The sequence below is a fragment of the Acinetobacter sp. WY4 genome (assembly GCF_018438165.1).
Classification (GTDB): domain Bacteria; phylum Pseudomonadota; class Gammaproteobacteria; order Pseudomonadales; family Moraxellaceae; genus Acinetobacter.
In genome coordinates, this window is the sequence record NZ_CP053947.1 from 1,776,444 (window position 1) to 1,794,174 (window position 17,731).

Genomic DNA, 17,731 nt, shown 5'->3' on the forward strand with positions numbered 1-17,731 from the left:
TATGTCTCGACAAGTTTTTTGCCGTAAGTATCAGGCGGACATGGAAGGTTTAGACTTTGCTCCATTCCCGGGGCCAAAGGGTCAGGAATTGTTTGACACCGTGTCTAAACAGGCTTGGCAAGAATGGCTAAAACACCAGACTACGCTAATTAATGAAAAGCGTTTGAACGTGTTTGAAGCAGATGCGAAAAAGTTTCTTGAAGAACAGCGTGAAAAGTTCTTTAACAATGATGCATCCCTAGAAAAAGCCGAAGGGCTAAAGCCTGAGTAAGAAAGCACTGCTTTTCTTTTTTACGCAAGACAAGCGCTGAAAGCGCGCTTAGGCTTAAATTAAAAAAGAATCTCCATTATTGGGGATTCTTTTTTTATGTATTGCTCTAAACATTACTCAAGACCAGCGAAGCACGTAGTTTTGAATGTAAAGAGCTCCCCATACAGAAGCTTTTCACATTAAAGCCCTGCTTTTCTTTTGTTACACGAGACAAAGATGAAGTCCGCGTAGGCATAAATCTATCCCCTATCTCAGGGGATTTTTTGACTAAATCTAGCAAATCTTACTAACCAATATTTAGGGCACAAAAAACAGATTTTCACTTATCCTATTTCGTCTATCGAGTCAGTCACTATCCTGCTGAAAAACATTTAGATTTGTATCAAAATAATGGATTGTAAAAGCAATATACAGAGTATTCACAAAACACAACATTCTGCTACAAGAAGCCACATGATTAAAAAAAACTGTCTCTCTATAATGAGCCCTAAGAAGATGAGATATCTTTGAATAACTATAATAATAAGCAACAAATACCCCGATTTCATCCCAGTTCTTCCCCCAAAGACTGGGTATTTTTTTGCCTGCAATTTGCCGATTGGCTTGATAATTTAAGCGCATAAAAAAAGCCCCCTTTCAAGGAGCTTCTCTTTTCATTTCGATTAAGGCTGTTTCAGATATGGCCAAGCCGCTTTTAGATAAATGAACATCGACCATAAAGTGAGTACCACTGCGGTGTATAGCAAGGCATACGCCAGCATTTCTAGCGGTGGCCAGTTCAGCAGGAATACGGTGATAGCGATCATCTGAAAAGCGGTTTTGTATTTACCCACTGTTGAAACCGCAACATTGGTCCGCGCACCGAGTTCTGCCATCCATTCACGCAGGGCTGAAACGGTAATTTCACGCGAAATAATTACAATCGCAGCAAAAGCCATCGACATGGAAGGCTGCCATTGCACCAGCACAATCAGTGCAGCTGCGACCATCAATTTATCTGCAACTGGGTCGAGAAAACGTCCAAAAGCAGAAGTCTGGTTTAATGTACGTGCCAGATAGCCATCAAACCAGTCCGTGACCGCAGCCACCACAAAGATCGTGGTTAAAATTATATGCCGCGTCATGTCGGGGTTATGAGCATCAAAGCCCATTGCAGGCGGCCAGTAAGCCACCAATAGAAATACCGGAATAAGAGCGATACGCGCCAAGGTCAAGATATTTGGAATATTCAGGATACGACCTGTAGTCATAGACACCGCCAATTGTTCCCCTCATGTACGATGAAAATGCACACTTTTTTAGAGGTTTGATCCATCATTAATAGGCTTCACTTTATACGAATTGACTTGCAGTGTCACTAGGCAAACACCGTCACTGTTTGTCTTGCCATTGCAATCAGGCGATTTTCGGCATCCCAGAGATAGGCATGCTCCGTCGTATAACCATCCGCAGCATAGTCGGTAAATACTTTATATTTAAACCAATCATGCAATTGATGTTGAACCGGATGCACATAGGTCACTGTCCAGGTCAGACTACTCGCAGGCGCCATGTTTTTAAACATCGGTAACACCCCGGGTGGCCAGATATCAAAGATGGCCATCAAGTCGGCGACCAGAAATTCACGGTTGCAATGCTTTTCGGGATGGAAACGGCACCAGCCGCCAAAGTCCGGACGAGAACTGGCACTACAAGGCAGATTAACATCCGCCCAGGCCACTTCGAAATGATCATAACAGTCTGGCATGCCATAGCCAGCAGGAATCTGAAACAGCTGCTCTGGCGCAGCATAGTCGGGTGCCTGAGCTTGTTGCTGAACCTGAATCTCTGAATCACGGGAAATACCAAAACTGGCAATCAGAATACTTTGCACCGCGTCGTCCTGCCATAAGCGCACTTCAATCGTGGTCACCGACTTGCCCTGCCGCAGGATTTCGGCACTCAGTCGTACTTTGGCTTGCTGAATCGGGCCGACAAAGGTCACACTGCAACTCAGCAAATGCTTGGCCGGATCATTGATGTGAGTGACGGCTTTTTGCATCATCATCGCGGCAGCCAGACCACCATACAGAGTACGACCCTGTAACCATCCCTGTGGAAACTCTACCCATTCCTGTTCGGCAATTTGTGCATAAAGTGCATGCAAAGACATGTTGATCCCTCAGTAAGTCTTGATGCTCAGTATATTCGGCAAAATTCTTCAGGTTGTGAATGTCACGTGACCCAAGCGTCAATGCGCACTTTGGCCCTTGCATTTAAGCCACGCGTCATTCATGCAGCACTTTATAAATCATCCGGGCCATGACTGAACCCAGTCCCGGTACCAGTTGCAGATCTCTTTCTGAGGCTTTCAGTACGCCCTGAATCCCGCCAAAATGGGTCAGCAAATCCCGACGGCGTTTTGGTCCGAGCCCCGGAATCACTTCCAGCACTGATGAACCACGCTTTTTATCGCGTTTGGCACGATGCTTGGTAATCGCAAAGCGGTGTGCTTCATCACGTACCTGCTGAATTAGATGCAGTGCCTTATGATCCTCCGGTAATTGAATTTTACTGCCATCGGTAAAGTGCAGGGTTTCCAGACCAGGCTTACGTCCCTCACCTTTGGACACACCGACCATAAAGGCATCCAGTCCCAGTTCCTGCATAACCTCCATCGCCATGTGCAATTGCCCCTTGCCACCATCAATCAGGAGTAAATCTGGCAACAGGGCTTTTTTATAGCGACGGGTTAAGGCCTGACGCATGGCGGCATAGTCATCACCCGCCTGAATATCATGAATGGAAAACTGGCGATAATCACGCTTGCGCGCGCCGCCACTGTCAAAGACTACACAGGACGCCACGGTATCTTCGCCCATGGTATGTGAAATATCGAAGCACTCAATCCGGTCTACCGGACGGTCGACCACCTGCTCCAGCTGATGAAAACGCTCATTTAATTCTATATGATTGGCCAGCTTGCCCTGAATCGCGTGCTGTACATTCATCTGCGCCAGTTCCAGCCATTCGGCCCGGGTTTCGCGGACTTTGGACTTGATCTGGATTTTCTTGCCAAAATGCTGCGAGAGTGCTGCTTCCAGTTCTTTACGATCAGCCACTTCCAGATTAACAATCAGTTCAGCCGGGATTTCATCGGCCACCTGAAAATAAAAATTGGCAATAAAATCGGCCAGCATCTGCCCCAGGTCATCACTGAGCATATCTGGGAAATAACTTTTTCCACCCAGCATTTTGCCGTTGCGCACATGCATGATCTGCACACAGGTCACCCCGGCCTGATAGGCAATCGACAGGATATCGGCTTCGCCTTTGAGCTTATAGATCGCCTGCTGCGACTGTACGTCTCTTAACAATGCCATCCGGTCACGATAGAACACCGCTTTTTCAAATTCCAGCGTTTCAGCGGCCGCTTCCATTTTTGCGATCAGTTCCTGATTCAGCTCCTTGGTATCGCCCTGCAAAAATCGGATCGAGTTATCGACATCTGCCTTATAGTCTTCCGGAGAAATAAATCCGACACAGGGCGCAGAGCAGCGTTTGATCTGGTATTGCAGACATGGCCGGGTCCGGTTGGCAAAAAAACTGTTTTCACAGGAACGCACATTGAACAGTTTTTGTAGCACCACCAGAGTATCCCGGGCGGTATACGCACTCGGATAAGGTCCAAAAAACTTGCCCACCTGGTGCTTGCCCTTGCCGCGCCCACTGGCTAAACGCGGATAGGGTTTATCTGCCGAAACAAAAATATAGACATAAGATTTGTCATCACGCAGCATGATGTTATAGGGCGGATGATGCAGCTTGATCAGGTTCTGTTCCAGCAACAAGGCTTCAGTTTCAGAACGTACCACCAGGGTCTGGATATCATAAATACGTGCCACCAAGGCCTGGGTTTTGGGATGATCCAGCGTTTTGACAAAATAGCTGGAGACCCGGTTTTTCAGGTTTTTGGCTTTACCCACATACAATAATTCGCCGTCTTTGCCATACATCCGGTAGACCCCGGGCAGGCTGGTCATATTCGCCAGGATTTTTTCAATATGGGGGCGTGCGTTTTCGTTCACCTAAAGCCTATTTTTCATCTACAATCTGCAGATATATGTGATGATTTTTGCGTCATTTTCAAGCAAAAACACAAAATTCCCCTGAAGTTGCCATTCAATCTTAAAGTTCCTGTCGGGTTATCCCCCCAATCTATAATCCTTACGGCATAAACTGATTGTTAAAAGCTATAAATTTCAACCTTTAACTTTGTTATGCTCAAAAAGTCTAGTTTTGAGATGTTTCATATGACCGTGCAGCAATCGGGCATTCATATTGTTCAACCCTCTACCTCACCCATCACCCGTCTGAACGTGATCGCCTGATTGGCAAACCGCGTTTTCATTTCGAGCCAAATAATGTAATGCAGCTGCTACGTGAACGGATTATTGGACAGGATGCAGCCCTGAATGAAATTGAAAAAATGCTGCATGTGGTCAAGGCAGATTTTTCCAGCCCGGATCGCCCTTTGTCGGTTACCTTGATGCTGGCCCCTACTGGCGTCGGTAAAACTGAAACCGTGCGTCTGATTGCCGAAGCGATCTATGGTCGCCCGGACGCCTTTTGCCGGATTGATATGAATACTCTGGCACAGGAACATTATGCCGCGGCTTTGACCGGCGCACCGCCCGGTTATGTTGGTTCTAAAGAAGGCCACAGCCTGTTTGATGAAACTGCGATTGCCGGCAGCCATACCCGGCCCGGTATCATGCTGTTTGATGAGCTAGAAAAAGCCAGTAACGAAGTGATTCGCGGCTTGATGAACGTGCTGGATACTGGCCGGCTGACCTTGACAGCGGGCACTAAAACTATCGATTTTCGCAACTGCATGATCTTTATGACCAGCAATGTCGGGGCACAGGCGGCGCAGCAATATCTGGACAAACTCAGCTATCTGCCGGAGAAAATGCAAGCCCTATGTCTGAAGCGCGTTCCCACCCAGCGCATCATTGAAAAAGTCATGCAGCGTAAATTTGATCCCGAGTTTCTGAACCGGATTGACCGCAGTCTGCATTATCAGGCAGTACAGAGCGATGCCCTGCCACGTCTGGTCGAAATTGAACTGGATAAACTAAACAAGCGCTTGCAACATCAGCAACGCAGCGTGCATTTAAGCGCTGCAGCCAAAGCCTATTTCTATCAGGGCCATGATATTCGTTACGGCGCCCGGCATTTGGGCCGTAAGATGCGTACCGAACTGGAGCCGATTCTGGCACTGTATTTTTTAAACCAGCCTGAGCAATTCAGTCTGCATCTGGACTGTGTCGATGGACAGCTGGTGGTTCTGCCTGAGCAAGCAAAAGCTTAACTAAGGCAGACTCGATATCAGTTTTTATTCGGCTGAAGCACCTGTATAAAAGCAGTTTGATCTTTGGGTGAAACCAATATAAATTTCTGCACGCCCGCATCAGTATAGTCAATCCGCAGACGCTTTAAAGATAAGGCTGGCGCAATGATAGAGTGGTCTGTGGGCTGAATGGATTGGATTTCACTTAACGGAATCTTCCAGCTTAACCACAGGCTTTTTATGGTCAACACCCCATTGTCCATCACATAGCGCGTACTCCACAGCGGCCACCATAAAATGATAATAGTCAGGACATAAACCGCAGTGTGCAGCGGATATTGCTGCATAGTGCCTTTGGCCTGCATGGTCAGCAGTAGTTGCAGCAACAGGCCACTCATACAAATCACAAAAGCCAGCAGCCACCAGTCTTTTTTAGAACGAAATACGTGCATCGATATCCCCCATATCTAAGTGCAAGATCATCATAAACAATTCCATAGCAGATGACAGGGATTCAACCCGGCAGGATGGAAATTATTTTAAATCACACATCGACAGGATCGTTCCCATTTTCGATCTCATCAGAAAAGTTCAGTAACTCAAATGATCTAATACACTGTTATTTGTGCTGATTAAATACTATCAGCAAAGACCTGAAAGCCCTGCGCTCAGCATACTTCGAGGCTAAAAATGGCAAGTTCAAGGATAGAAATTGACTGAATTGACAAAATTCCGCTAGAAATGCACCTTGAAAATCAGTCACCCTGCTCCATATCTATCAGGCTGATTGATAAAAAATAATGAATTGAAACAGAATCTTTGGTTCATCGGGCTATAAGAAACTGAAAGGAAAAATTATAACCGGTCGGATCAAGCCGGCAGAAATTGATGACCATTGCGTCACGGCTTGATACAACTTGTTATGTTCTTTTTGGATATAGTTATCGTAAGATTAGCGAAGTCAAAAAGTGCGCGGGACATGCGCACTTGCTTCACAACATCAACTTAGAAGTCCTCCAAAATAAAGGAGATCAGGGCATGATCCACGCTGGCAATGCCATTACCGTCCAAATGCTTGAGGACGGGATTGCAGAATTCCGCTTTGACTTACAAGGTGAGTCCGTTAACAAATTCAACCGTGCAACGATTGAAGATTTCAAGGCTGCTATCGAAGCCGTCTCCCATGCCGATATTCAAGGTCTGATTGTGACTTCAGGCAAATCTACATTTATTGTAGGTGCTGATATCACTGAATTCGGCGACAACTTTGCTCAGGGTGAACAAGCGATTGTTGACTGGGCAATGCCAGTACATGAAATTTTTAACAGCTTCGAAGACCTCGACATTCCTAAAGTGGCTGCCATTAATGGCATGGCACTCGGTGGCGGTTTCGAAATGTGCCTGGTGTGTGACTACCGTGTCATGTCAGAACAGGCACAAGTGGGCCTGCCTGAAATCAAGCTGGGTATCTTCCCGGGCTTCGGTGGTACAGTACGTTTAAGCCGTCTGATCGGTATCGACAACGCGGTAGAATGGATGGCAATGGCCAATCCTAAAAAGCCGGCCGCTGCACTGAAAGACGGCGCAGTCGATGCTGTCGTTCCTGCTGACAAGTTACAAGATGCTGCACTTGATCTGGTGAAACAGGCGATTCATGGCCGTTTAGACTGGAAAACCAAACGTCAGGAAAAACTCGATCCAGTTAAACTCAGCCCGATCGAACAGATGATGGCGTTTAACTCATCGAAAGGCATGGTTTTAGCAAAAGCGAATCCAGCTCAATACCCTGCGCCAAAATTATTGCTTGATTCATTACAAGCCGGTGCGAGCCTGCATCGTGATGACGCGCTGAAAGCGGAAGCTGAAGGCTTTGCTAAAGCAGCAGTCACACCACAAGCAGGTGCCTTGATCGGTTTGTTCCTGAACGACCAGATCGTGAAAAAAACCTCGAAGCGCTATGAAAAAGGTGCGCATCCAGTGAACCAGGCGGCTGTTCTAGGCGCGGGTATCATGGGTGGTGGTATTGCTTACCAGGCGGCAAGCAAAGGCACACCGATCATCATGAAAGACATCGGTAACCAGCAACTTGCTTTGGGTATGAAAGAAGCCAATGGTTTACTGACCAAACAAGTTGAACGTAAGAAGATGAAGCCTGCTCAAATGGGTGAAACTCTTGCGCGCATCCGTCCAACTTTAAGCTATGACGAGTTTAAAGAAGTGGACATCGTGATCGAAGCCGTGACTGAAAATCCAAAAGTTAAAGGCATCGTACTGAAAGAAACTGAAGCGAAAGTTCGTGAAAACACGATCATTGCATCTAACACTTCTACGATTTCAATCACGCGTCTGGCTGAAAACCTAGAACGTCCTGAAAACTTCGTCGGTATGCACTTCTTTAACCCGGTACATATGATGCCACTGGTTGAAGTGATTCGTGGTGCGAAGACTTCTGACGAAGCGATTGCAACGACTGTAGTACTTGCTCAGAAAATGGGTAAAACACCAATCGTGGTCAATGACTGCCCGGGCTTCCTGGTCAACCGCGTACTGTTCCCTTACTTCGGCGCATTTGACCTGTTGCTTAAAGATGGCGCTGACTTCCAGCAAATCGATAAAGTGATGGAAAAATTCGGCTGGCCTATGGGCCCTGCTTACCTGATGGACGTGGTCGGTATCGACACTGGCGTACACGGTGCAGAAGTGATGGCTGAAGGCTTCCCGGATCGTATGAAACCTGACTACAAAGGTTCGATCCAAGTCATGTACGAAAACAAACGTCTGGGGCAAAAGAATGACGTTGGTTTCTACAAGTATGAACTTGACCGTAAAGGCAAAAAAGCCAAAGTGGTTGATCCAACTGCGTATGAGCTTGTAGCCTCTGTTGCAACTTCGGAAAAACGTGAATTTGACGCTCAGGAAATCATTGACCGTATGATGCTGGCTTTCTGTAACGAAACAGTTCGTTGCCTGGAAGACAACATTGTAGCGACTGCTGCTGAAGCAGATATGGCGATGATCATGGGTGTTGGTTTCCCTCCATTCCGTGGTGGTCCATGCCGTTACATCGATCAAACCGGTGTAGCTGAGTATGTTGCGCTTTGCAATAAGTATGCGCACCTTGGTAAAGCTTATGAAGCGCCAGAAATGCTGCGTGACATGGCTGCTAACAACAAAAAATTCTACGGTTAAGGAGCAACGTGAATGGCTACTTTAAATCCACGTGACGTTGTCATCGTTGATGGCGTACGTTCAGCAATGGGTAAAACCAAAAACGGTATGTTCCGCAATGTACGTGCCGACTCGATGTCTGCTGAGCTTGTCCGTGCCCTATTGGTACGTAACGAATTCGACCCGCATGAAGTTGAAGACGTAATCTGGGGCTGTGTGAACCAAACCCTAGAACAAGGTATGAACATTGCCCGTAATATCGCATTACTGGCAGACTTGCCGAAGACTGTTGCAGGTCAAACGGTGAACCGTCTTTGTGGTTCGTCTATGCAGGCGATTCACACTGCGGCTGCGCAAATTGCAACGAACCAGGGTAATATCTTCATCATCGGTGGTGTTGAGCACATGGGCCATGTGGGCATGATGCACGGTATCGACCTGAACCCTGAAGCGTCTAAGCATTATGCCAAAGCGTCGAACATGATGGGCTTAACTGCTGAAATGTTGGGTCGTATGAACGGCATTAGCCGTGAAGAACAGGATGCGTTTGGTGTGGAATCACATCGCCGCGCCTGGGCTGCGACTGAAAACGGTCTGTTCCAGAATGAGATCGTCGGCATTGAAGGTCATAATGCAGATGGCTACAAAATCCTGTGTGATATCGATGAAGTAATCCGTCCAGATGCGAACCTTGAATCGTTCAAATCTTTGCGTCCAGTCTTCGATCCGAAAGGCGGTACAGTAACTGCAGCGACTTCTTCAGCGTTGTCTGATGGTGCTTCTGCAATGTTATTGATGTCTGCTGAACGTGCTCAAGCTTTAGGTCTTAAGCCACGTGCTGTAATTCGCTCTATGGCGGTTGCAGGCTGTGATGCTGCGATCATGGGTTATGGTCCGGTTCCGGCAACACAAAAAGCATTGAAGCGCGCTGGCCTGTCAATTGCTGATATTCAGACTTTTGAATTGAACGAAGCTTTTGCTGCACAAGGTCTGTCTGTTCTTAAAGGCTTAGGCATTTATGACAAGCAAGACATCGTGAACCATAACGGTGGCGCGATTGCATTGGGTCACCCATTGGGTTGTTCTGGTGCGCGTATCACGACGACATTGCTAAACGTAATGGAACAGCAAGATACGCAAATCGGTCTTGCGACGATGTGTATCGGTCTTGGTCAAGGTATTGCAACAGTGATCGAACGTGTTTAATTCTTAAATACGTAGATAAAGAAAACCCCGCTTAGTGCGGGGTTTTTTTATATATTCTTAAATTTTCTCTTTTTCATTTTCGTTCATTTGCGTTCATTTGCGTTCATTTGCGTTCATTTGCGTTCATTTGCGTTCATTTGCGTTCATTTGCGTTCATTTGCGTTCATTTGCGTTCATTTGCGTTCATTTGCGTTCATTTGCGTTCATTATCCAACAGTATTTCAATCTAATAATTTTATTTTTCTCATCTTTTATTCATTATTTTTTCATGCACATATTGCGTGTATGATTATTTTGTGTACAATATTTTTAGAGTAAAAAATCTAAAAGGTGTATTGTGAATAAGTATATTGAAGAAATAAAAAGCTCTCCTTTGTATCTTACAACTGAAGATCTCGAAGACTTACCACCGGAATTAATTGATCAGCTCAACATTACTGAATCCGATAAAAAAGATATGTATTTGGCAAAATTGATTGATAAATGCGGCGGAATCATCAGTTTAGATAAGTTACTTATTGCAATATATAAAGATTCTAGTGAGATTTACGAAAGAAATAAGTTGATGGCACGACTATATCGAATGTCACAGAAAGGGTTGATTTATACACACCCTTCTAAAAAAGGACAATATTCTACAAGCAAGTGGAATATTGAAAATGAAGAAGCAACTGATGAGGAGGGAAAAGATGAAAATCTTTAATGAAAAGTAAAAACGGCTTAAGTACTGGAATACTTAAGCCGTTAGATGATTTTTTATAAAATCTTTAAATTTCAAAGCCTAAACTGGAATTTAAGACTGATTGAAATTATTCTCTATGGAACGAGAAGTTTAATATTAGTCCAAGTTCTGGTTTTAGGCAATACATTCGCGCCTAATTCATAAGGACTAATCCTATGCGCTTTTCAAAAAAATTTAGTATTACCGACCCTACCCCTGAGTTTTTTGATATCGATATTTATGCAGACACCAAGAGATTCGTAGATCCATACTGCATTAGTCAGACGCCAACACCAACAGGTGTAGCATCTCAACGATGTATTAATTTCTTTATGAAGGAACTTCTCACATCAATTCAGAATCAAAGTCACACTCGATCAACCTATTTATGTTCCAAGTTTAATGAACCAAATGGCACAAGACTAGGTTATTCAAAAATTAAGAGAGATGGGAGTGGTGCTGGTGAACATCTAGCAGCTCTTTTTCTTGAAGAGTTAAAAAGAATTCGCCATTTGATACAAAGTGGTATTTTTAATTATCTGGAAGAATGCTCGCTTCTATGTAATGAATTAAAATTTGATCGAATCTCCGATATCACTATAGATATTATTAAACTTCCTTTGATTGATTTCACTCAAGACCAATGCCGTAAATATGGTATTTCTATGAGAAAAACTAAATCAAAGTTAAGTTATTTTTGTATAACTAGTGGTCTATGGAAGGAAGATTACTTTGAATTACCACATATTGATGATACTGATGAGTTTTTAATTCTTATTCCAAGAACATTCATTCCTAGTGTCCCCACCTACAACCCACTGTATTTTTATACAAATACAGCTCAGGAACATTTCAAAAAACAGGCTATCTTTAATAATGATTCCTGTTTAAGTAGAGATCGTAAAGGAAATATTCAGGTACTTAGTAAAGACTTAAGAAGCTCTGAGAAATATAAACCCAATAAAGGAAATATCATAAGAGGTATCATTGAAAATCCTCAACTCCTGATTAAATTTAGGAATGAAATAGCAATGGATATCTATCGAAGAAACTTTAGAAAATAGAAAAGGGAGCCTTGGCTCCCTTTTCTTTATAAATGTTATCCCTTTGTAAGATTGGTTTATTTTTCAACCAATAAAACCATATTTATGAAGCACTTAAATTTTATAAATGTATGATCAAGCCTCTTTTTTTTCTATTTCCTTAAAAGGGTTTATATGAACATGCTTAAAACAATGATCGCAACTGCAATCGTAGCGACTTCTGCATCTGCAATGGCAACTGAAGCTCAAGTTGCGCCAGCAACTGTTGTAACTAAAACAACCCAAACTATTGCTAAAGAAACTGCTGCACCTGTACAAGCGAAAGTTGAAGCTGCTCAAGCGACTGTTGCTGCAACTCAACAAGCGGCTGAAACTAAAGCTGAAGCAGTAAAAACAGAAGCAACGACTCAAGTAGAAATGGCTCAAGCTACAGCAGAACAACACGTTGAAGCTGTGAAAACTGAAGCAGTAGAAACCAAAGATACGGCTGCTGAAAAAGCGGAAGTAAAAGCCGAGAAAAAAGGCTGGTTCTCTTGGTTTAAAAAAGCGGCTTAAGCTTTTTAAAGGAATAAAAAAAGATGTCAGCCTGACATCTTTTTTTGTTTTGGATGATTTAATTTATTTTCAGAAATTAAAAGACTTAATCTTATTTAAACCTTTTGCGCCAACATGGTGGCAAAGTGCTGTTTAATCCGCTGGCCCTGCTCATCGACACGATACAGCTCACCGATATCTTCATTGTATTTCACAATATTCCAGCCCTGATAATATCTTCGCAACTCTCCCGGCTGAAAAGCAAATGGAAAATCGGCTTGTGCCGGAATATCTGGCGTATCCATGGCACAAACAATCAGGTTATAGCCACCTGGCACGGTCGCCTGCTGCATCTGTGCAATGAGCGGTGGAATGGTTTTCGCCTCAAGGAACATCATCACCACGGTACAGTAGATAAAGTCATATTGACCTACAATGCTGGTATCCGTGTTGAGATCGCGGCGCTGGATCTGTATGTGATCAATCTGCTCGGTCTGCACAATCTGTCTTAAAGTCTGCAAACTGTTTTCGTTAACATCCCAGGCATGGACATTAAAGCCGTTCTGAATTAAATAAAGCGCATTACGCCCTGTACCGCAGCCGACGTCCAGCGCACGGCCACCTTTTAAATAAGGCATCGCTGCCAGCACTTCAGAATGGGTAGGATTCAACTGATATTTCTTGATAAAGTAATCCTCAGGCCGGCAGTAAAAACGCAGCTGGCATTCGACATCTTCACTGGCAGAGACAATTTTGTGCCAGGCCTCAGGCTCAATAAATGGCGGTTGCTGCTCTGGTGTAAACACATGCTCGGATCGCACCGCACCAGATTCTTCCAGCATGGCAAAACGCAGCTCACCCTTTAATACCGTCAGTTTCGCCCAGGTACCGGCTTTGGTATTGTGCTGATTCTTGAAGCCCTGAGGAATACTTTGCTGGTTCCAGACTGGAAGTTCCTTATAACATATCAACTGTTGCATAATTTTTTGCCCTCCATATCATCCATGCTCCGCCTGTCATTCTTTTGGCAGCGGTAATTAATTCAGCATAGCCTGTTCAAATCAGAATTGGAATCAGTGCCTGTTCGCGCTATGCCGATGCAACAGCAAGATCAATACCAGTTTTCTATCAAAATAAAAAAGCTGCCTCTCTTGAGACAGCTCGGTTATCTATCAACGAGGAATATGGCGATTCGATTAATGCAGCAGTTCCGACTTTAGCCAGTTGATGTATTTGTCCTGATCCATAAAATCCGGTGCGCTCCCCAGATCCAGACTGAAATACTGCTGATTGAACTGAATCACAATCTGCTCGGTATAGTGCCAGTCCTCGATCAGTGTGAAATATTGATCCAAGAACAATCGGTTTTTGTCCCCGTTATTCATCCTTTGTAATTTTGAATCTGTTTTCTTTGCGACAAACTCACCGTACACCTGCTGAATATCAGCAAAAATCTGAATTGTTTGCATGACTCACCTGCTTGAATGTTATGTCGTGATCTGTGCGACCCTTTCAATTTAGCAAGCGAGTTTGAACAGCAGATGACAGTCCTATGGCAATCCTGTCATCTCAGTCAGGCTACAACTTGTTTTCAACCGCTTTCTGGTTGGCGCTCGCAACTCGTTCCATCTGCTTATTCAGGTACAGTATTTCTTTATACAGCGCATTAAACTCTTGCACGGCTTTATCATCATAGAACATAAAGGTGTTATTTTTCTTTTGCCATTTATGCTTTTTCAATACTGCAAATAAGGCATCGGCCTTGGCCAGAGTCTGTTTTTCAATTTCAAAAATGACATGTGCATTACTATTTTGCTGACTGTCTTTCAGGGTCAGGCTCAGTTGCTGGCGATAACGGTTTTTAATATCCAGTTGCTGTGCCTTGTCGATCAGCTCGGCATCGCGCTGCTGGATTTTCTGCTGATAGCTGTTCACAATCTGATGGACTTGCTTGAGCATGGCTTCAGTTTCTTTATAGCCTTGTGCCTGATCTTTGGCCAAGCGGTCGATATTCAGAAAATTCTGCCAGTTGGCGGCTTTTAAGTCGCGTAGATACTGATTGCGTTCCTCGGCACTATCGCGCAATTGCCCCAGCATAAACTCAGCCATGATGGCATAGTCACCATCCAGACGGTCATCTTCAAGTTCAATCTGAATCGGTTTAGACCAGTCCTGTGCCTGCTGCGCAATGCTCTCGGTTTTTTCTTCGAGCACGGTTTCATATTCGAGCAGCTCGGCCTGATGTTTTTGCTGAACCGAATTCTGATAAAACAGCCCAATAAAAATTGCCAGTGTCACAGCGGCTACAATCATAAAAACACGCGGCATGTATACGCTCCAGCTCTGTCAGTCAGATCTTGTTGATTTACATCCACTATGCTTATTTTTTAAACACAATTCAAGGCATTTGATTTTTCCAATAATATGTCTAGCTTAGACAGAAATTGCTCCTCTCACAAAGCCATCCTTTCCCAGAACACTATTTTGTCGATCTCGTTGCATGACAGCTTGAATAAGCTTGTTAAACAAAATTATCTAGACCGACAGGCGCACATTATGGGGAATTAAATGGCAGGCTCAGATTCAGCCGGTTCGGATCGAATTGTTCCCGAACAATATTCACATTGGTGGCATCGCGGTTAATTCCAAAAGGTTGCAGCAGTACATATACCCCATTTCTTGGGTCTGAAGACTGCAAGCCCTGTGCGATGGCCAATACATATTCACGGAACACCACAGGCAGGCTATCCAGATCAGGGTCGGCAGGTGCACGCATCACATCAATATTCGCGACCACATCACCATCCACGCTATAGGCCTGAATTTCACGTTCAATTTTCATCAGGCGCATTTGCAGGGCCTTACGCTGGCTGTTCTGTTCCTGATAAGGCAACATTTTTTCAGTCACGGCGCGCAGTTCCGGTTCCGCCATGACAGTCAGAGTCGGCAAGACGACAGAATCAGCAGCAGGCGCAGCATAGCTTAAAATCGGTAGGCTAAAAGCAGTACAGGCCGTAAGAAAGCCGAGTTTAATTGGTGTTAGGAGATTCATCATTTTCACCCTCGTTTGGAAAAGGGAAAGCGTCAAAGCTAAATCTTACAAATAATGCCCGTGTCTATTGTTAAGTTTGATAAACGGTCAATGATGCATAAAAAGGCAGGAAACGTCGAAAAAGAAGAAGTTGAAACAACTGAAAAATAGAAAAGAATAATGTTGATCTGGCTTTGGTGCAGGCAAAAAAATCCCCAAACCAAGTTTGAGGATTTTTTGAATATGGTGGCGAGACCCAGGATCGAACTGGGGACACACGGATTTTCAATCCGTTGCTCTACCTACTGAGCTATCACGCCGATGCGGTGTATTAAGCCGTATCTGGCCTCATTAGTCAATCAAAATTATGAAAAAAATATTTGAGTGGCTGATTTTTGGCCTAAAAAAAATCCCTGATGGGATCAGGGATTGAAAACTTTGAAATCGTTTTAAAATATGGTGGCGAGACCCAGGATCGAACTGGGGACACACGGATTTTCAATCCGTTGCTCTACCTACTGAGCTATCACGCCGATGTCGCGTATTAAACAGTTTCAGCTGTAAATCGTCAAGAGCAGAGAGAATAATTTTCGTTAAATGTTTACTTTTCCATCAACTCGCGTGAATTTGAGTCATAAATCGAACAGTTTTTACCAAAGACCTCAGTAATAAAACAGATTTAAGCGTTTATTTACATAAAAAAGCAGCCTAACGGCTGCTTGATATTGCTCTATCTTCAGATTTTTTCCAGATTGGCCAGACAGCGATGAATGGCCCCACAGCCTGGCACGAAGTTTTTCACGCCTTTTTCTTCTTCCATGCGGCAGACCTCACTCACCAGCCTTTCTGCAACGCCACGACCGCGATTGGCCGGATGCACCACAATATTTTCCAGAATCCGGCTTTCGCCCTGTCCGGTGCACCAGATTGCCCCAATAATTTTGCTATTAAATTCTGCGCTATAAACTGAGGTATACTGTGCAAGGTTTTGCTCTAGTTGTTCCATGGCATCTGCCCCGTCACTAAATTCAGGGCTCGTGTCATACAGTCGCTCAAGCTGGCTGCGCACTTCGTCATTTTCTAAAGAAGTATAAGCATGTACGGTGATAGGCATTGATAAACCCTCCTGAGCAATCTAATATGCGGTGACTTCGTCACGGCGAAAATATTTTCTACATCAATCATTTTGACGTATTTGAGGAACGTGTCTATGACAGATCGTATCAGTGAAGTGGTAAGAAATACCAACGAAACCAAAATTCGAGTTCGTTTGAATCTCGACGGTACTGGTCAAGGCACCTTAAACACGGGTATTCCCTTTTTAGATCATATGATTGATCAAATCAAGCGTCATGGCCTGTTTGATATTGATATTCATTGTGATGGCGATCTGGAAATCGATGACCATCATACTGTGGAAGACTGCGGTATTACGCTGGGTCAGGCATTTGCACAGGCATTGGGCGATAAAAAAGGCCTGAAACGCTATGGTCATTTCTATGCGCCACTCGATGAGTCTTTAAGCCGTGTCGTGGTAGATCTGTCTGGCCGTCCGGGTCTGTTTATGGATATTCCATTTACCCGTGCCATGATCGGCCGTTTTGATGTGGATTTATTCTCTGAGTTTTTCCAGGGCTTTGTAAACCACTCCTTGATGACGGTACATATCGACAACCTGAAAGGCAAAAACAGCCATCACCAGATCGAAAGCGTATTTAAAGCATTTGCGCGTGCGCTGCGTATGGCCTGTGAAGTGGATCCACGTGCTGCCAATACGGTAGCTTCAACCAAAGGTACACTGTAATGACCCGTATTGCCCTTCTTGATTATGGCATGGGAAATTTGCACTCTGCGGCAAAAGCATTAGAACATGTCGGTGCCACAGTAGATGTCACCAATGATCCAAAACTGATTGCACAAGCAGACAAGATTGTCTTTCCGGGCGTAGGCGCGATGCGTGACTGTATGCAAGGTATGCATGAAGCGGGGATTGATGAAGTGGTACGCAATGCCGTATTTAACAAACCGGTATTGGCCATTTGCGTGGGTATGCAAGCCTTGATGCAGCATTCGGAAGAAAATGGCGGTACCGATGCACTGGGTATTTTCGAAGGTGCGGTCAAGCATTTTCCGGAAATGGCAGGCTTAAAAGTGCCGCATATGGGCTGGAACCAGGTGCATCAGGCTGATCCAGAGCATCCGATGTGGAACAATATCGAACAGGATGCACGTTTCTACTTTGTACATAGCTACTATGTAGAGCCACAAGATTCAGACCTGGTGGCAGCTACTTGTACCTATGGCATCGAGTTCTGTACCGCAATTCATAAAGAAAACCTGTTCGCGACCCAGTTCCATCCGGAAAAGAGTCATACCGCCGGTTTGCAGTTATTGAAAAACTTTGTGGACTGGAAAATCTGATTTT

General features: G+C 44.5%; 17 protein-coding genes, 2 tRNA genes and 1 pseudogene. 9 read left to right on the plus strand and 11 right to left on the minus strand.

Translation table 11 applies throughout. The features are described from left to right. The first annotated feature begins 1 nt into the window (after position 1). Positions 2-271, plus strand: a complete 270-nt coding sequence (locus tag G4D73_RS08355) for an oxidative damage protection protein (protein ID WP_004278636.1) — start codon at positions 2-4, stop codon at positions 269-271. Positions 272-933: 662 nt separating this feature from the next. Here the strand turns inward: G4D73_RS08355 and pgsA are convergent. The 3 genes from pgsA to uvrC form a co-directional block, all read right to left on the minus strand. Continuing rightward, the gene (gene pgsA, locus G4D73_RS08360) at positions 934-1,521 is read right to left on the minus strand and encodes a CDP-diacylglycerol--glycerol-3-phosphate 3-phosphatidyltransferase (RefSeq protein ID WP_016806864.1); all 588 of its coding nucleotides are present in this window, start codon (positions 1,519-1,521) and stop codon (positions 934-936) included. A gap of 107 nt (positions 1,522-1,628) precedes the next feature. Beyond that, positions 1,629-2,423 carry a thioesterase family protein gene (locus tag G4D73_RS08365; RefSeq protein ID WP_004647301.1) on the minus strand — a complete coding sequence of 265 codons (795 nt, stop codon included), beginning with the start codon at positions 2,421-2,423 and terminating at the stop codon, positions 1,629-1,631. A 115-nt stretch (positions 2,424-2,538) separates the two neighbouring features. Then, a complete protein-coding gene (uvrC, locus tag G4D73_RS08370) occupies positions 2,539-4,338 on the minus strand; it encodes an excinuclease ABC subunit UvrC (RefSeq protein ID WP_213686511.1) in 1,800 nt (599 codons plus the stop codon). A gap of 225 nt (positions 4,339-4,563) precedes the next feature. On the opposite strand from uvrC, the pseudogene G4D73_RS08375 reads away from it, so the two are divergent. Next, a pseudogene (locus G4D73_RS08375) lies at positions 4,564-5,624 on the plus strand (AAA family ATPase). A 17-nt stretch (positions 5,625-5,641) separates the two neighbouring features. Here the strand turns inward: G4D73_RS08375 and G4D73_RS08380 are convergent. After that, on the minus strand, positions 5,642-6,055 hold the full coding sequence (locus G4D73_RS08380; RefSeq protein WP_005105414.1) for a PH domain-containing protein: 414 nt from the start codon (positions 6,053-6,055) through the stop codon (positions 5,642-5,644). A gap of 586 nt (positions 6,056-6,641) precedes the next feature. On the opposite strand from G4D73_RS08380, the gene fadB reads away from it, so the two are divergent. The 5 genes from fadB (at position 6,642) to G4D73_RS08405 (ending at position 12,296) form a co-directional block, all read left to right on the plus strand. After that, positions 6,642-8,792, plus strand: coding sequence for a fatty acid oxidation complex subunit alpha FadB (gene fadB / locus G4D73_RS08385; protein WP_168730643.1), 2,151 nt, complete (start codon positions 6,642-6,644; stop codon positions 8,790-8,792). A 12-nt stretch (positions 8,793-8,804) separates the two neighbouring features. After that, positions 8,805-9,977, plus strand: a complete 1,173-nt coding sequence (gene fadA / locus G4D73_RS08390) for an acetyl-CoA C-acyltransferase FadA (protein WP_213686513.1) — start codon at positions 8,805-8,807, stop codon at positions 9,975-9,977. 337 nt (positions 9,978-10,314) lie between these two features. After that, a complete protein-coding gene (locus tag G4D73_RS08395) occupies positions 10,315-10,680 on the plus strand; it encodes a hypothetical protein (protein ID WP_213686514.1) in 366 nt (121 codons plus the stop codon). Positions 10,681-10,874: 194 nt separating this feature from the next. Beyond that, positions 10,875-11,762 (plus strand): hypothetical protein, encoded by an 888-nt coding sequence (locus tag G4D73_RS08400; protein WP_213686515.1) that lies wholly within the window; start codon positions 10,875-10,877, stop codon positions 11,760-11,762. A 153-nt stretch (positions 11,763-11,915) separates the two neighbouring features. Further along, positions 11,916-12,296, plus strand: coding sequence for a hypothetical protein (locus tag G4D73_RS08405; RefSeq protein WP_213686516.1), 381 nt, complete (start codon positions 11,916-11,918; stop codon positions 12,294-12,296). A gap of 95 nt (positions 12,297-12,391) precedes the next feature. Here G4D73_RS08405 and tehB read toward each other — a convergent pair whose 3' ends face one another. The 7 genes from tehB to G4D73_RS08440 form a co-directional block, all read right to left on the minus strand. Further along, on the minus strand, positions 12,392-13,255 hold the full coding sequence (tehB, locus tag G4D73_RS08410; RefSeq protein ID WP_213686517.1) for an SAM-dependent methyltransferase TehB: 864 nt from the start codon (positions 13,253-13,255) through the stop codon (positions 12,392-12,394). A 216-nt stretch (positions 13,256-13,471) separates the two neighbouring features. Then, entirely contained in the window at positions 13,472-13,744 is a 273-nt protein-coding gene (locus G4D73_RS08415; protein WP_213686518.1) for a hypothetical protein, read from the minus strand. A gap of 109 nt (positions 13,745-13,853) precedes the next feature. Then, the gene (locus G4D73_RS08420; protein WP_213686519.1) at positions 13,854-14,603 is read right to left on the minus strand and encodes a hypothetical protein; all 750 of its coding nucleotides are present in this window, start codon (positions 14,601-14,603) and stop codon (positions 13,854-13,856) included. Positions 14,604-14,829: 226 nt separating this feature from the next. Beyond that, positions 14,830-15,327, minus strand: coding sequence for a hypothetical protein (locus G4D73_RS08425; RefSeq protein WP_213687736.1), 498 nt, complete (start codon positions 15,325-15,327; stop codon positions 14,830-14,832). Positions 15,328-15,550: 223 nt separating this feature from the next. Then, positions 15,551-15,626 (minus strand) — tRNA-Phe (locus tag G4D73_RS08430). A 137-nt stretch (positions 15,627-15,763) separates the two neighbouring features. Next, positions 15,764-15,839: transfer RNA gene (locus G4D73_RS08435), tRNA-Phe, on the minus strand. A gap of 203 nt (positions 15,840-16,042) precedes the next feature. Next, entirely contained in the window at positions 16,043-16,420 is a 378-nt protein-coding gene (locus G4D73_RS08440) for a GNAT family N-acetyltransferase (RefSeq protein WP_004278652.1), read from the minus strand. A 96-nt stretch (positions 16,421-16,516) separates the two neighbouring features. Between G4D73_RS08440 and hisB the strand changes: the two genes are divergently transcribed. Both hisB and hisH read left to right on the plus strand, forming a co-directional pair. Next, on the plus strand, positions 16,517-17,110 hold the full coding sequence (gene hisB, locus G4D73_RS08445) for an imidazoleglycerol-phosphate dehydratase HisB (protein ID WP_004729244.1): 594 nt from the start codon (positions 16,517-16,519) through the stop codon (positions 17,108-17,110). Next, positions 17,110-17,727 carry an imidazole glycerol phosphate synthase subunit HisH gene (hisH, locus tag G4D73_RS08450; RefSeq protein WP_086044210.1) on the plus strand — a complete coding sequence of 206 codons (618 nt, stop codon included), beginning with the start codon at positions 17,110-17,112 and terminating at the stop codon, positions 17,725-17,727. The genes hisB and hisH overlap by 1 nt, the downstream gene beginning before the upstream one ends. Positions 17,728-17,731: the final 4 nt, after the last annotated feature.